Source organism: Pseudomonas sp. GXM4 (assembly GCF_008923895.1).
GTDB lineage: Bacteria > Pseudomonadota > Gammaproteobacteria > Pseudomonadales > Pseudomonadaceae > Aquipseudomonas > Aquipseudomonas atacamensis.
On sequence record NZ_WBRZ01000140.1, the window covers coordinates 1 to 14,851 of the forward strand.

General features: G+C 59.7%; 16 protein-coding genes. 10 read left to right on the forward strand and 6 right to left on the reverse strand.

Translation table 11 applies throughout. The features are described from left to right. The first annotated feature begins 154 nt into the window (after window positions 1-154). Genes F8N49_RS17270 through F8N49_RS17280 form a run of 3 tightly spaced genes read left to right on the forward strand, consistent with a single transcriptional unit; the run spans window position 155 to window position 1,999 of the window. A complete protein-coding gene (locus F8N49_RS17270) occupies window positions 155-652 on the forward strand; it encodes a hypothetical protein (protein ID WP_016771225.1) in 498 nt (165 codons plus the stop codon). 15 nt (window positions 653-667) lie between these two features. After that, window positions 668-1,444, forward strand: a complete 777-nt coding sequence (locus F8N49_RS17275; protein WP_024012022.1) for a class II glutamine amidotransferase — start codon at window positions 668-670, stop codon at window positions 1,442-1,444. Window positions 1,445-1,456: 12 nt separating this feature from the next. Then, complete coding sequence (locus tag F8N49_RS17280; protein ID WP_016771223.1) at window positions 1,457-1,999, forward strand: DUF2937 family protein; 543 nt, start codon at window positions 1,457-1,459, stop codon at window positions 1,997-1,999. Window positions 2,000-2,248: 249 nt separating this feature from the next. Here the strand turns inward: F8N49_RS17280 and F8N49_RS17285 are convergent, their stop codons facing one another. Beyond that, on the reverse strand, window positions 2,249-3,163 hold the full coding sequence (locus tag F8N49_RS17285; protein WP_151551966.1) for a LysR family transcriptional regulator: 915 nt from the start codon (window positions 3,161-3,163) through the stop codon (window positions 2,249-2,251). Between the two features lie 159 nt (window positions 3,164-3,322). Between F8N49_RS17285 and F8N49_RS17290 the strand changes: the two genes are divergently transcribed. The 4 genes from F8N49_RS17290 (at window position 3,323) to F8N49_RS17305 (ending at window position 7,045) form a co-directional block, all read left to right on the forward strand. After that, window positions 3,323-4,609 (forward strand): MFS transporter, encoded by a 1,287-nt coding sequence (locus F8N49_RS17290; RefSeq protein ID WP_151551967.1) that lies wholly within the window; start codon window positions 3,323-3,325, stop codon window positions 4,607-4,609. Between the two features lie 62 nt (window positions 4,610-4,671). Then, entirely contained in the window at window positions 4,672-5,424 is a 753-nt protein-coding gene (locus F8N49_RS17295; protein ID WP_151551968.1) for a 5-oxoprolinase subunit PxpA, read from the forward strand. Continuing rightward, window positions 5,421-6,125 (forward strand): allophanate hydrolase subunit 1, encoded by a 705-nt coding sequence (locus F8N49_RS17300; protein ID WP_071174696.1) that lies wholly within the window; start codon window positions 5,421-5,423, stop codon window positions 6,123-6,125. The genes F8N49_RS17295 and F8N49_RS17300 overlap by 4 nt, the downstream gene beginning before the upstream one ends. Continuing rightward, a complete protein-coding gene (locus F8N49_RS17305) occupies window positions 6,122-7,045 on the forward strand; it encodes a biotin-dependent carboxyltransferase family protein (RefSeq protein ID WP_151551969.1) in 924 nt (307 codons plus the stop codon). The genes F8N49_RS17300 and F8N49_RS17305 overlap by 4 nt, the downstream gene beginning before the upstream one ends. 130 nt (window positions 7,046-7,175) lie before the next feature. Here F8N49_RS17305 and F8N49_RS17310 read toward each other — a convergent pair whose 3' ends face one another. The 3 genes from F8N49_RS17310 to F8N49_RS17320 form a co-directional block, all read right to left on the reverse strand. After that, a complete protein-coding gene (locus F8N49_RS17310; protein ID WP_016771218.1) occupies window positions 7,176-8,354 on the reverse strand; it encodes a VWA domain-containing protein in 1,179 nt (392 codons plus the stop codon). A gap of 12 nt (window positions 8,355-8,366) precedes the next feature. Further along, a complete protein-coding gene (locus F8N49_RS17315) occupies window positions 8,367-9,212 on the reverse strand; it encodes a MoxR family ATPase (RefSeq protein WP_024012028.1) in 846 nt (281 codons plus the stop codon). A gap of 182 nt (window positions 9,213-9,394) precedes the next feature. Beyond that, window positions 9,395-10,471, reverse strand: a complete 1,077-nt coding sequence (locus tag F8N49_RS17320) for a DUF748 domain-containing protein (RefSeq protein ID WP_016771215.1) — start codon at window positions 10,469-10,471, stop codon at window positions 9,395-9,397. Between the two features lie 141 nt (window positions 10,472-10,612). Here F8N49_RS17320 and cysK point away from each other — a divergent pair, with 141 nt between their 5' ends. Both cysK and F8N49_RS17330 read left to right on the forward strand, forming a co-directional pair. Beyond that, the gene (gene cysK, locus F8N49_RS17325; protein ID WP_151551970.1) at window positions 10,613-11,596 is read left to right on the forward strand and encodes a cysteine synthase A; all 984 of its coding nucleotides are present in this window, start codon (window positions 10,613-10,615) and stop codon (window positions 11,594-11,596) included. Between the two features lie 175 nt (window positions 11,597-11,771). Beyond that, window positions 11,772-12,710 carry an aspartyl/asparaginyl beta-hydroxylase domain-containing protein gene (locus F8N49_RS17330; RefSeq protein ID WP_041478836.1) on the forward strand — a complete coding sequence of 313 codons (939 nt, stop codon included), beginning with the start codon at window positions 11,772-11,774 and terminating at the stop codon, window positions 12,708-12,710. 43 nt (window positions 12,711-12,753) lie between these two features. On the opposite strand, the gene F8N49_RS17335 is transcribed toward F8N49_RS17330, so the two are convergent. Both F8N49_RS17335 and F8N49_RS17340 read right to left on the reverse strand, forming a co-directional pair. Next, complete coding sequence (locus tag F8N49_RS17335; protein WP_162999814.1) at window positions 12,754-12,915, reverse strand: hypothetical protein; 162 nt, start codon at window positions 12,913-12,915, stop codon at window positions 12,754-12,756. A 35-nt stretch (window positions 12,916-12,950) separates the two neighbouring features. Next, window positions 12,951-13,496 (reverse strand): hypothetical protein, encoded by a 546-nt coding sequence (locus tag F8N49_RS17340; protein ID WP_071174700.1) that lies wholly within the window; start codon window positions 13,494-13,496, stop codon window positions 12,951-12,953. A 445-nt stretch (window positions 13,497-13,941) separates the two neighbouring features. Between F8N49_RS17340 and F8N49_RS17345 the strand changes: the two genes are divergently transcribed. Then, window positions 13,942-14,805, forward strand: coding sequence for a DMT family transporter (locus F8N49_RS17345; protein WP_151551971.1), 864 nt, complete (start codon window positions 13,942-13,944; stop codon window positions 14,803-14,805). Window positions 14,806-14,851 lie beyond the last annotated feature (46 nt).

Below are 14,851 nucleotides of genomic sequence, written 5' to 3' on the forward strand. Positions count from 1 at the left end.
CGCGAAGGCGTCCTGGCAGATGACTTTTGCTGCAATGACACACCGCATTCGCGAGCAAGCTCGCTCCCACAGGGATAACAGTGGCCGTCTGGTATTGGGACAAGCCGCATGGGCGAAAAGTCGTTACTATAAGCGCCAATTTGCCTGCCTTGCCATGGACACCATGACCGAGAACGACTATCTGATCGCCTGGGGCCTTTACGCCTTTGCCGCCGTGGGCTGCCTGCTGGTATGGATGCGCCTGACCACCTGGATGTGGCGCTGGCTGCGCGAGCCGCTGCGTGTGCTGATGGCGGTGTTGCTGTTCAGCCCGACCATCGTCGATCCGGTGAAGGCCAAAGTAGCACCGGCCATCGCCATCACCGCCCTGGACATGCTGTTCAAGGTCGGCAACAACGCCTGGCGCGCGGTTTCCGATCTGTTCATGTACGGCATGATCGCCTTCGGGGTGTATCTGGTTTTCGTCTTGATCCGCCTGCCGATCGAGCGTGCCTCGACAGCCCGGCGTGAACGCGCCGAGGCCGCCAAGGCCGCCGCCCGTGCCGAAGAGCGCGACGACGATCAGCCATTCGGTGGCGCCGGTGACGACCGCTACGGCCGCCCGCCAGTACCGAACAATCCGCAGCGTATGCGGGTCGAGCCGCGTCTGTAACCCGAGAGTCCGCACATGTGTGAATTACTGGGCATGAGTGCCAACGTGCCGACTGACATCGTGTTCAGCTTCACCGGCCTGATGCAGCGCGGCGGCCGCACCGGCCCGCACCGCGACGGCTGGGGCATTGCCTTCTACGAAGGGCGTGGCTTGCGTCTGTTTCAGGACCCGGCAGCGAGCAGCGAGTCGGAAGTGGCCAACCTGGTGCAGCGCTATCCGATCAAGAGCGAAGTGGTCATCGGCCACATCCGCCAGGCCAACGTCGGTAAGGTCTGCCTGTCCAACACCCACCCGTTCGTCCGCGAACTGTGGGGGCGCAACTGGTGTTTCGCGCACAACGGCCAGCTCGCCGACTTCACTCCGATCAAGAGTTTCTACCGCCCGGTCGGCGATACCGACAGCGAAGCGGCATTCTGCGACCTGCTCAACCGGGTACGCGCAGCCTTCCCCGAGCCGGTCGATATCGAAGTGCTGCTGCCGGATCTGGTCGCAGCGTGCGCCGAATATCGCAGCAAAGGCGTGTTCAATTGCCTGCTCAGCGACGGTGACTGGCTGTTCTGTTACTGCTCGACCAAACTCGCTCAGATCACCCGCCGCGCACCGTTCGGCCCGGCGCGGCTCAAGGATGTCGATGTGATTGTCGACTTCCAGGCCGAAACCACGCCCAACGATGTGGTCACGGTGATTGCCACCGAGCCTCTGACCGAAAACGAAACCTGGACCCGCTACGAACCGGGCCAATGGAGCCTGTGGCGACGCGGCGAATGCGTCAGCCAGGGCAAGACCGAATAAGGATTTGCACCCATGTTGCTCAGTTATCTACGGCTGGTGTTGTTTGCGGCGGGCCTGTTGATCGGTGTCCAAGTGCCGGGGTTTATCAACGATTACGCCCAGCGTGTCGAAGCGCATCTGATCGAAGCGCAGACCGGCCTGCGTGGTTTCCAAGGCACGGCCGATCAGTTTTTCAAAGGCGACATGCAGGCGCTGGTCGCGCATTACCGGGCCAGCGAAGACCCGATTTTCCGCAGCGATGCCGACAGCCTGAACACCTTGCTGACCCGCCAGGTCGCGCTGGACAAGCAATTCCAGGCGATGCAAGGCCCGTGGTATGTGCGCTTCCTGCAAGTGGTGCTGGCCGCCGATCCGGATATTCGCAAGGAAACCTGGAACGGTTACAGCTATCAGATCCTGCTGACGCCCGAGGCGATGATCTGGGGCATGAGCGGCGCATTGCTGCTGTCGTTCGGCATCGAATGCCTGTTCCGCCTGATCGACTGGGTCGTCCTCGGCGGCCGCCGCCTGCGCCAGAGCCGACCGATCGAAGATCGCGACGTGCGCGGTTTGTAAGACCTTCTCAATCCCCTCTCGCAACAGAGGCCTTATGGCATGGGGGATTCTGTGGCGAGTGGGCTCTGTGGTGAATGGGCTCTGTGGTGAATGAGTTCTGTGGTGAGTGGGGTCTGTGGCGAGGGGATTTATCCCCGTTGGGCTGCGCAGCAGCCCCAAAACCTGCAAATGCGGTACCTCTGAAAGACCGCGTTGGCCGCAATCACGACTGCTGCGCAGCCGAGCGGGGATAAATCCCCTCGCCACTAATCATCCAGTGAGGGTGATGCAGTCCTTGCCGACCTTGTGCGCATACCCCGCTAGCACCTGCTGACACAACGTCACAATCTCCTCGACCCACTCAACCCCGACCCGCCACGACACCACCACCGGCAGATTCGCCGGCCGCTGCTCGATGTCGAGCAAGATCAATTCGCCACGCGCCAGTTCCTCGGCCACCAGCACCGGCGGCAGCGCGCCGATACCGAAGCCATCGCCCAACAACCGGGTGATCGCTGACACCGAATTCACGCAATTCAAGCGTGGCGCCATGACGCCGTTGGCCTGCATCAGGGCGACGATATCCTGATGCGGTCGTGAGTTTTTCGAGTAGGTGATGATCCGCTCCTGCGCCAGTTCGGCGAGGTCGGCGTAGTCGCGGTTGTAGATCGAATTGCTGGCGACGATCCAGCCCAGCGGATGGCTGGCCAACTCCAGGCTGCGCACGCTTTCGTGGCGGATCAGATCGGTTTGCAACACCAGATCGAGAAAGCCCTTTTGCAGCTGATCGCAGAGGTTCAGCGCAGTATCCGCGACCAGTTCGATTTCCACCCGTGGGTATAGATCGGTCATCTGCGCCACCAGTGGGCTCAGCCAGGTATGAATCACCGTATCCATCACGCCGATACGCACCCGGCCGACCTTGCTCGAACGGGTTTCGATCGATTGTTTCAGCGCCGCCATGGTGTCGAGCATCTGCTCGGCATAATCGAGCACTTTCAGGCCTTCCGGGGTCAGGCTGACTCCGCGTGAATCGCGCAGAAACAGCTTCACGCCCAGTTCGCCTTCGAGTACCGCAATGCGGCTGGAAATCGACGCCTGGGTGGTGAACAGCTTGTCGGCGGTCAGGCGAAAACTCTTCAGGCGCGCGACCCAGACAAAGGTCTCGAGAAACTTCAGATTCATGGACAAGGCTCGGCTGACAAATTTTTCTTATGCCTAAGGCGGGTTTTTATTCGTTGGACGGCGCAGGGCAGGGCGACGAAAAATCGGCGCATCCGGTTCCCACGATAGGCGTCGTCGGAGCTTCGAACAAGACCAATAAAAGCCCTGCGGAGATTTGCCATGAGTGCTCCCGACACCCTCCCGTTATCCAAGCCAGTGACGCGCCCCGGGCCGTTCGACTGGTATCGCAACATCAACCAGCAGGAGCGCCGCACGTTCTGGAGCTGCAAGATCGGCTACGGTCTGGACGGCATGGACACGCAGATGCTCAGCTTCGTTGTGCCGACGCTGATCGCGATGTGGGGCATCACCACTGGCGAAGCGGGGCTGATTCACACCAGCACCCTCATTGCCTCGGCCATCGGCGGTTGGGTCGCCGGGATTCTCTCCGACCGCATCGGCCGCGTGCGCACCCTGCAACTGACAGTGCTGTGGTTCGCCTTCTTCACCTTCCTCTGCGGCTTCGCGCAAAACTACGAACAATTGCTGATCGCGCGCACCCTGATGGGCTTCGGTTTCGGCGGTGAATGGACCGCCGGCGCGGTGCTGATCGGTGAAGTGATCCGCGCCAAGGATCGCGGCAAAGCGGTGGGCATGGTGCAATCCGGCTGGGCGCTGGGCTGGGGCCTGACGGCGATTCTGTACGCGTTGCTGTTCTCGGTGCTGCCAGCGGAAGACGCCTGGCGCGCGCTGTTCATCCTTGGCATCGTGCCGGCGATATTCGTGATTTTTGTCCGTCGCCTGGTAAAAGATCCGGAAATCTATCGCGAAGCCAAAGCAGCACAAACACCAGAGAACCCGGCGAAGTTCTACGAGATCTTTGCCCCCGGCATGCTCTTCACCACGTTTCGCGCTTCCTTGCTGACCACCGGTGCGCTGGGCGGTTACTACGCGATCACCTCCTGGCTGCCGACTTTCCTCAAGAACGAACGTGGCTTGAGCGTGCTCGGCACCGGCGGTTATCTGGCGATGGTGATCGTCGGTTCCTACGTCGGCTATGTGATCAGCGCGTATCTGACCGACCTGCTCGGGCGGAAAAAGAATTTCATCTTGTTCGCGGTCGGCTCGTTCACCATCGTTCTGCTCTACACGCAGATGCCGGTCAGCAACGGCGTGATGCTGTGGCTGGGCTTTCCGCTGGGCTTCTTCGCTTCGGGGATTTTCAGCGGCATGGGCGCGTTTCTGACTGAATTGTTCCCCACGCGGATTCGCGGCTCGGGTCAGGGTTTCTGCTACAACATCGGCCGCGCACTGGCGGCGTTGTTTCCGCTGCTGATCGGCCTGCTCAGCCAGAAAGTGCCATTGAGCATGGGCATCGGCGCCTTCGCGGCGGTGTCATATGGCGTGGTGATTCTGGCGGCGCTGAGCCTGCCGGAAACCCGTGGCAAGCAACTCGTCGCGCAGTAACTGATACCCTGCGCAGAAGTCTCCTACAGATAAAAAGACCAGCAGCTACAGGAGTGTTCACCGTGAGCCGCCTGCTATTGAATTGCGACATTGGCGAGAGCTTCGGCAGCTGGACCATGGGTCTGGACGCCGAGGTCATGCCCTTCATCGATTGCGCCAACATCGCCTGCGGTTTCCATGCTGGCGACCCGAGCATCATGCGCAAAACCGTGGCGCTGGCCCTCGAACACGGCGTGCAGATTGGCGCGCACCCGGCCTATCAGGATCTGGTCGGATTCGGCCGGCGCTCCATGGCCTATTCCGCGCAAGAGCTGCAGGACATCCTGCATTACCAGATCGGTGCCCTCGACGGCATCTGCAAGGCGCAGGGCGGACGTGTGAGTTACGTCAAACCCCACGGCGCGATGTACAACGACATGATGGCCAACCCGGCGCAATTGCGCGCGGTGGTGCAGGCCGTGGCCGCGTATGACCGCAGCCTGCCGCTGATGTTGATGGCGACCCGAGACAACGCTGCGGCGCAGCAGATCGGCGATGAATACGGCGTAACTCTTTGGTTTGAAGCGTTCGCCGATCGTGCCTATGACAGTGGCGGCCGGCTGGTCTCACGGCAACTGCCGGGCGCCGTGCATCACGATGCCAAAAAAATCATCGAGCAAGCGCTGACCATCGCCGATGGCGGCGCGCTCACCGCCAGCGATGGCAGCGCCTTGATCCTGCGCGCCAATACCTTGTGCGTCCACGGCGACAACGCCAGTTCCGTGGCCGCCGTGCGGCGTATTCGTCAGGCCTTGCAGCAGTCGAGTGCGTCATGAATCCACGGGTTGAAGTGGTGGCGCTGGATTGCCTGATGCTGCGTCTGTTCGATGACATCGCCGAAGCCAACATGCCGTGGATGCTCGCCGCCAGCGAGCGCTTGCGCACGGCGTTTGGTGCACAACTGATCGATCTGGTGCCGTCCTACACGACGTTGATGGTGCATTACGATCTGACGCTGTTGAGTCCTGCTCAGGCGCGTGACTTGATCGCCGAAGCGCTGGTCGATCTGTCGCCGAATGCGCGCCGTGCCGGGCAGTGCCACGTCTTGCCGGTCTGGTACGACTTGAGTGTCGGCCCGGAACTGAGCCTGTTGGCCGAACGCAGCGGGCTGGCGGTGAAGGAGGTGATTCGTCGCCACAGCGCACGGGAATATCAGGTGTTCGCCCTTGGCTTTGCGCCGGGTTTTGCCTTCATGGGCCTGGTCGAAGAAATGCTCGCCGCGCCGCGCTTGAACACACCGCGCAAGAAAGTCGCCGCCGGCAGCGTCGGTATCGCCGAGCGGCAGACCGCAGCGTATCCGGTGGTCTCACCCGGTGGCTGGAACCTGATCGGGCGCACCCCGGCAAAACTCTTCGATCGCCATCGCGACGGCTACAGCCTGATGCAACCCGGCGACACGGTGCGCTTCGAAGCGGTCGACCACGCCGAATTCATACGCTTGGGCGGCGACGACACTCCACTGGAGGCGTTGCCATGAGTCGATTGACGATCGAAGCCAGCACGCCGCTGTGCCTGTTGCAGGACGCCGGGCGGTTTGGCGTGCGACATCTGGGCGTGACCCAGGGCGGCGCGGCGGACTGGTGTTCGATGAGCTGGGCCAATTGGCTGTTGGGTAATGAACTGGATGCGGCGGTGGTTGAAATCACCCTCGGCGGCTTTGCCGTGGTGGCTGAGGAGGATTGCCTGCTGGCGCTGGCAGGAGCAGATCTCGGCGCGCAGATCGACGGCCAGCCGCTGGCGCCGTGGCGCAGCTTCCGGTTGGCGAAAGGGCAGACATTGCGCTTCACCCAGCCGTTGCTCGGCGCCAGGGTTTATCTGGCGGCCCCCGGCGGTTTTGCCGCGCCGAAGGTACTGGGCAGCAGTGCCACGGTACTGCGAGAAGAATTGGGCGGACTTGATGGCATGGGCCTTCCGCTCGCCAAAGGGGCGGCGCTCGGTTACAGCGGCGAAGCGTCAGCGGTGCGCGAAATGCCTTCGGCGCTGCGGCCGGATTTCAAAATGCACGCGTCTTTGGACTTGGTGCTCGGAGCTCAGATCGGCCAGTTCAGCGGGCAGAGCCTGTTCGATGTCTTCAACAGCACCTGGACCATCGACAGTCGCGCCGACCGCATGGGCATCCGCCTGCTCGGCGCGGCGTTGCAATATCAGGGTGCGCCGATGATCTCCGAGGGGATTCCACTGGGCGCGGTGCAGGTGCCGCCCGATGGCCAACCGATCGTGTTGCTCAACGATCGCCAGACCATTGGCGGATACCCGCGCTTGGGCGCGTTGACGCCGCTGGCACTGGCACAATTGGCGCAATGCCTGCCGGGAGCGAAGGTGAGGTTAAGGCCGGTGGTGCAGGACGTCGCGCACCGCGAGCATGTCCAATATTTGCAGCGCTTCAAAGATCGCTAAAAGCCTGCTGGCGAAGATGTTGATCGTTCCCACGCTCCGCGTGGGAATGCCGCCCGGGACGCTCCGCGTCCCTGTGACGCAGAGCATGACTTGATGCATTTTCACGCGGAGCATGGCAACGATCAGGTCGTCATTTGGAAAGAAACCGCATCCCTTCTTCAAGCCCGCGCAGCGTCAGCGGATACATCTGATCCTCGATCAGATCGCGGACGATGTTGGTCGACGAGGTATAGCCCCACGTGTCCTTCGGATACGGGTTGATCCAGATGAGCTTCTTGTATTTCTCCATGAAGCGCTGCATCCACACGTAACCCGGCTCTTCGTTCCAGTGCTCGACGCTGCCGCCAGCCTGGGTGATTTCGTAGGGCGCCATCGCGGCGTCACCGATAAAGATCACTTTGTAGTCGGCGCCGTACTTGTGCAGCAGATCCTGAGTCGAAGTGCGTTCGGAAGTGCGGCGCATGTTGTTCTTCCACACTGATTCATAAATGAAGTTGTGAAAGTAGAAGTACTCCAGGTGCTTGAACTCGGTCTTGCAGGCCGAGAACAATTCCTCACAGATCTTCACGTGCGCGTCCATCGAGCCGCCGATGTCGAACAACAGCAGCAGCTTCACCGTGTTGCGCCGTTCCGGGCGCATCTGGATGTTCAGCAGGCCGGCGTCCTTGGCGGTGTGGTCGATGGTGCCGTCGATGTCGAGTTCTTCCGCCGCACCCTGACGGGCGAACTTGCGCAGACGACGCAGGGCGACCTTAATATTGCGTGTGCCCAGTTCCACCGAATCGTCGAGGTTCTTGTACTCGCGCTGATCCCAGACCTTGACCGCTTTGCCCTGACGCTTGCCGGCGTCGCCAACCCGGATGCCTTCAGGGTTGAAACCGCCGGAGCCGAACGGGCTGGTGCCGCCGGTGCCGATCCATTTGTTGCCGCCGGCGTGGCGTTCTTTCTGTTCTTCCAGACGCTTCTTGAATTCCTCGATGAGTTTGTCCAGCCCGCCAAGGGACTGGATCTGCGCGCGTTCTTCGTCGCTCAGCGAGCGCTCGAATTCCTTACGCAGCCAGTCTTCGGGAATCAGCGCCTGCAAGTGGTCGTCGAGTTTCTCCAGGCCATTGAAGTAGGCACCGAACGCGCGGTCGAACTTGTCGAAATGGCGCTCGTCCTTCACCAGAATCGCCCGCGACAAGTAATAGAACTCGTCCATGTCGGCGAAGGTCACGCGCTGTTTCAGCGCGTTGATCAGGTCGAGCAGCTCGCGTACCGACACCGGCACCTTGGCTGCACGCATTTCGTTGAACAGGTTGAGCAACATGGCAGCAGCCTCTTAGCGGGTGCCGCGCCGGCTCATGAACGCCAGGCGCTCAAGTAGTTGCACGTCCTGTTCGTTCTTCACCAGCGCGCCAGCCAGTGGCGGGATGGCCTTGGTCGGATCGCGCTCGCGCAGCACCGCTTCGCCGATGTTGTCGGCCATCAGCAGTTTCAGCCAGTCGACCAGCTCGGACGTCGAAGGCTTTTTCTTCAGGCCCGGTACCTTGCGCACGTCGAAGAACACATCGAGCGCTTCGCTGACCAGATCCTTTTTGATGTCCGGGTAGTGCACGTCGACGATTTTCTGCAGGGTAGTGCGGTCGGGGAAAGCGATGTAGTGGAAGAAGCAGCGGCGCAGGAAGGCGTCCGGCAGCTCTTTCTCGTTGTTGGAAGTAATGATGATGATCGGGCGCTTCTTGGCCTTGATGGTCTCGTCGATCTCGTAAACGTAGAACTCCATCTTGTCGAGTTCTTGCAACAGGTCGTTGGGGAACTCGATGTCGGCCTTGTCAATTTCGTCGATCAGCAGAATCACCCGCTCCTCGGACTCGAAGGCTTCCCAGAGCTTGCCTTTCTTCAGGTAATTGCGCACATCGTGGACTTTTTCATTGCCCAGCTGCGAGTCGCGCAAACGGCTGACCGCGTCGTACTCGTACAGACCCTGATGGGCCTTGGTGGTGGACTTGATGTGCCAGGTGATCAGCTTGGCATCGAACGACTCCGCCAGTTGCTCGGCGAGCATGGTCTTGCCGGTGCCCGGCTCACCCTTGACCAGCAGCGGTCGTTCCAGGGTGATGGCGGCGTTGACCGCCAGCTTCAGGTCATCGGTGGCGACGTAGGCCTGGGTGCCTTCGAACTTCATCTGCAAATCCTCGAACGGTAACGCTGACCTTACGGGCAGGGCGGGGCGAAATAATCGGATGCCCGACTATAACGCGCACGCCGGTCGACTGTGAACGCAGACGGCTTATTCAGTCTCTGAATGGAGCGTCACATGTTGACTCAGTCTCGGCGGATGGCCGAATATTTCGTCAACCGCAAAACTTAATCCTCATCTGGCTTCGGCCGTTCGTACCGCGCATTGAATGCCTGGATGAAGCCATTGCGCAAAATCTGCAAAAACGCTTCGAAGGCGTTGACGTTCTGCTGGTGAACATTGCCGCTGAGTTCAACGCGGGTGGCGAACTGGTTTTTGTTCTGGTTTTTCAGCACGGTCTCGGTGCCGCCGACCAGCGCTTCCCAGATTGAGCGGAACAGGCCTTTGTTCTTGTTTTCGACGTCTTGCTGCCAGTTGAATACATCGACGTCGCGCAGCAGGGGTTTGATGTAGCCGGTGAGTCGGGCTTTCTCCGCTTTCGCTTCGATAACCACGTCGCCGTGGCCGGCGTTGAAGTCGAACTTGCCGTAGGCGGCGGCGAAGTCGTTCATGCGTTTGAGCTCGATGTCGCGAGCGCGCAGACGGAATTCAAAGTCTTCGAAGTTGCTCAGCGGATCGAAGGTGGCGGTGGTTTCCAATGGCGCGTGGCCCAGCAGCAAGGCCTTGCCTTCAAAGCGGGCGTCGCGTTTGCCTTCCTTGTCGACCACATTGGTCAGGTTGTAGATGCTGGCGTTGACGTTGCTGGCATTCATGTTCACCGGCGGCTTGGAATTGAAGTTGCGGAAGGTGATACGGCCGTCGTTGATCTGCACTTCATCGAGGGTGATCGGCAGCAGCTTGCCCAATTGTTCACGCCAGTCGGTGCCCTGACCGGTTTGCGAGTTCTGCTTGTTGGGGCCACCGTCGACGAAGTTGATTTCGGGATTGAGGAATTGCACCTGCGCGACCACGGCATGGTCGTACCACAGCGAATGCCAGCTCACCGACAGGTCGATCAACGGCGCATCGACGAACGGCACCGGGACCTTGCCGTCGACCTTGACGATTTTCAGGCCGTTGATTTTGTACGCACCACGCCACAGCGCGAGGTCGACGTCGGTGATCTGGCCACGGTAATCGCCCATGTCCGCGAGCTTGTCATTGAGGTAGTCGCGTACCAGATAGGGCAGGGCGAAATGCAGGGCGACCAGCAGCACCACGACACCCGCCAGGGTCCAGAGCGGCCAGCTGTAACGACGTTTCATGCCATTGTTCCTTCAAGAGTGTGGCTTGACGATTCAATGCGATTGACTCCGCGCGTTTGCAGACGTTCGACCCGACTGGACTGTGATCGGCAACGGGCTTACCTTGGAAGGCTGAATTCAACGCTGCATAAGGACCCAGCCATGAGCCGTATTTACGCTGACAACGCCCACTCCATCGGTAATACGCCGCTGGTCCAGATCAACCGCATCGCGCCGCGCGGGGTTACGATTCTGGCCAAGATCGAGGGGCGCAATCCCGGTTACTCGGTCAAATGCCGAATCGGCGCCAACATGATCTGGGACGCCGAAAGCAGCGGCAGACTCAAGCCGGGCATGACCATTGTCGAGCCGACTTCCGGTAACACCGGTATCGGTCTGGCCTTCGTTGCCGCTGCGCGTGGCTATAAATTGATGCTGACCATGCCGGCGTCGATGAGCATCGAGCGCCGCAAGGTTCTGAAAGCCTTGGGCGCGGAACTGGTTTTGACCGAGCCGGCCAAGGGCATGAAGGGCGCCATCGAGAAAGCTGCGGAAATCGTCGCCAGCGATGCCGACAAATACTTCATGCCGGCGCAGTTCGATAACCCGGCCAACCCGGCGATTCATGAGAAGACCACCGGCCCGGAAATCTGGAACGACACCGACGGCGCCGTGGATGTGCTGGTGGCTGGCGTAGGTACCGGTGGAACCATTACCGGTGTCTCGCGGTATATCAAGAACACCGCCGGGAAACCGATTCTGTCGGTGGCCGTCGAGCCGGCGTCTTCGCCAGTGATTACGCAAGCGTTGGCCGGTGCCGAGATCAAGCCGAGCCCGCACAAGATTCAGGGCATTGGCGCCGGTTTTGTGCCGAAGAATCTTGATCTGTCGATGGTCGATCGCGTCGAACAGGTGACCGATGAAGAATCCAAGGCCATGGCTTTGCGCCTGATGCAGGAAGAGGGGATTTTGTGCGGGATTTCCTGCGGTGCTGCCATGGCGGTGGCGGTGCGTCTGGCGGAGAAACCAGAGATGCAGGGCAAAACCATCGTCGTGGTGCTGCCGGATTCGGGCGAGCGTTATCTGTCGAGCATGCTGTTCAGTGACCTGTTTACCGAGCAGGAGAACCAGCAGTACGCCTGTTGATTCAAGTCAGCCAGGGTTCAGGCGCTGCATGTTAATAAAGGCTTTGTTGCGTAATGCTTAACACTGAATCTTGTGTCAGGCGGGTTTTTCCCGGAGCCGGTAGTGTTTATCATGGCCGGCTGCCATGCCGGGAAAAGGGCATTGCGCAGCGTTGTCTTTATTCAAGGAGTCGTTGATGACCGTTTCGTTTGCCGCCAAGGCGTTTGTGCTGTTGCTGTTTCTGGGCAGCACGCTCTATGTGCATTTGCGCGGCAAGGCGCGTTTGCCGGTATTGCGCCAGTTCGTCAACCACTCCGCACTGTTTGCTCCGTACAACGCGTTGATGTACCTGTTTTCCGCAGTGCCATCCAGACCGTATCTGGATCGCAGCAAGTTTCCGGAGCTGGATGTACTGCGCGACAATTGGGAAACCATTCGCGACGAAGCTATGCACCTGTTCGACGAAGGCTACATTCGCGCCGCCGAGAAGAACAATGATGCGGGTTTCGGTTCGTTCTTCAAGAAGGGCTGGAAGCGGTTCTATCTGAAGTGGTACGACAAACCGCTGCCGTCGGCCGAAGCCCTTTGCCCGAAAACCGTGGCGCTGGTCAGTGCCATACCCAACGTCAAGGGCGCAATGTTCGCGCTGCTGCCGGGCGGCAGTCACCTCAATCCGCACCGTGACCCGTTCGCCGGCTCCCTGCGTTATCACCTCGGCCTGTCGACACCCAACTCCGATGATTGCCGGATCTTCGTCGACGGTCAGGTCTATGCCTGGCGCGACGGCGATGACGTGATGTTCGACGAGACTTACGTGCACTGGGTCAAGAATGAAACCGCTCAGACTCGAGTGATTCTGTTCTGTGACATCGAACGCCCGCTGAGCAACCGCCTGATGACCCGCATCAATCGCTTCATCAGCGGCTGGCTCGGCCGCGCCACCGCGCCGCAGAATCTTGATGATGAACGCGTTGGCGGCATCAACCAGGCTTATGCCTGGAGCAAGAACTTCAGCGACCGTTTCAGCGGCGTGGTCAAGCAGTGGAAGCGCCGGCATCCCAAGGCCTACAGGGTAATGCGCCCGGTGCTGGCGGTGTTGGTGCTGACGTTGCTGGGGTATTGGTTGTTTGGTTGACGCTGGCTCAGAAATAAAAAACCGCTCCTCAGGAGCGGTTTTTTCACAATCGGCCAGCGGCCAGCACCGAGGGCTCATCTTCGATACCGGTGATCAGCAGTTGCAACAGACGCCGTTGATTAGCGGTCAATTCATGATCAGCCAATCTTTTAGTTTTCAGCGATCTGACCAGTGCTTCGGGAGGTCTATGTTTCGCTTTTTTCATGTTGCCTCCCGCTTTGATCAGTGATTGATTGGCTTTCACAGTACTGGATTCTCCAAGGTTTTGACAAGGCGGCCTTCGATGTCGAAGCTGAAACCCAGCTTCTGATAAACGGGTATCGCACCGTCCAGCGGCTCTTGTATTTCGATAACATCGCAGCCAACGAAATGCGCGTATTGCTCAATTACCATCATCGCTAGTAGTCCTATGCGATTTTTCAAAGGATGTGTTCCGCCAGGACGCCCTTCCAATCTCACAACTCGTAATCTTCGTCGACTATTGTTCGGGTTTGCAAAACACAGGCCGCAGAGCTGCCCGGCGAACCAGATAGAAATGTCCAATGCGCGTGGCTCACGTGATTTCCACGCGATGACTTCATGCCAGAAAAAGCAGGGTTCTTCCCATGTTTCAAAAGCATGAAGCGCATGCCTGTTTATCGGTTCGAATTGAATCAGGGATACATCCATAATCGAAGCGTCGGCCGCCTTGAGTTGGCCTTGTAAGCCGGCAATCTGCGAAGCGGCCCGCTTCCTCGCCTCTGACCGATAAACCTGATACCGCAAATACGTCCGTTCCCTTGGCATGTGATCTCTTGCATTCCATGTCTCCTGACAATCCGTTGCCACGCCAATAACCCTAACCACCCGGCGCCGCACTGTCGCTACCGGCCCATTGCCCAAGTCATTGCAATCTGTGTCCCGGGCTGGTTATAGTCAGCCCGCGAGCCGCCTGGCTCGCGCGTTCATTTCCTCAATAAAGATCAGCATCCATGCCTGCATCCCTCATCAACGCGGTAGTCGATTCAGCGGTCAACGCTGGCGTCGTGCCGTGCGGGAATCGGCAGCCTGTGCAGATCAGTCATTACCCTCCACCTGTCAGTAGCACGCCGCTGTGCGCAGTCGTTTCGCCGCCGGGCGTTGGTGTGCGGGGTTGATCGGCAGTTTCTGCTGACCCCTGCGCCCGCCAGAACAACCTACTGAATTTCAGCTTCGGCTGAGTTGGCTTCTTGCCTGACTACAGGTGGTATTCATGTTTGTCCTTTCGAAACAATCCGCGCTCGCGGCGACGTCCACGAGCCTGTTCGTTCTGCTGTGGAGCAGCGGGGCGATTTTCTCCAAGTGGGGCCTCGCCCATGCTTCGCCCTTTGCCTTTCTGCTGATTCGCTTCGCCATCGCCCTGTGCGGGCTGGTCTTGCTGGCGCCGTTGCTGAAATTGAAGTTGCCCAAGGGCGGCAAGCCGATGCTGTTCGCGATCGCCACGGGACTGGTGTTGCTCGGGGCCTATCAGATCTTTTATCTGCTGGCGCTGGATTGCAAAGTCACGCCGGGGGTAATGGCGACGATCATGGGCGTTCAGCCGATCCTCACCGTGGTCTTGATGGAATGCCAGCGTTCGGCGAGCCGCCTGTTCGGCCTGGCGCTGGGCCTGGCCGGGCTTGTCATGGTGGTTTATCAAGGGATCGGTCTGGCTGGAATGTCCTGGGCCGGCATGCTGTTCGGTTTGCTGGCGCTGGCGAGCATGACGCTCGGCTCGATCATGCAAAAACGCATCACCGACAATCCGCTCGGCACGCTGCCAGTGCAGTACCTGGCCGGCCTGTTGCTGTGCGCGATTTTCGTACCGTTCCAGCCGTTTCACTTCGAACACAGCGCAGGCTTCATTGTCCCGGTGTTATGGATGGGGCTGGTGGTTTCAGTGCTGGCGACGCTGTTGCTGTATCGACTGATCGCGCGGGGCAATTTGGTGAATGTCACCAGCCTGTTCTATCTGGTGCCGGCGGTGACGGCGGTGATGGATTACCTGATTTTCGGCAATCGGCTGGCGGCGTTGAGTGTGCTGGGGATGCTGCTGATTATTGTCGGGTTGGTATTTGTGTTCCGTAAAACCTGTTAGCCGATCGGCAGGTGGCGCTTGTTGCGCCGCCTTTCGCGAGCAGGCT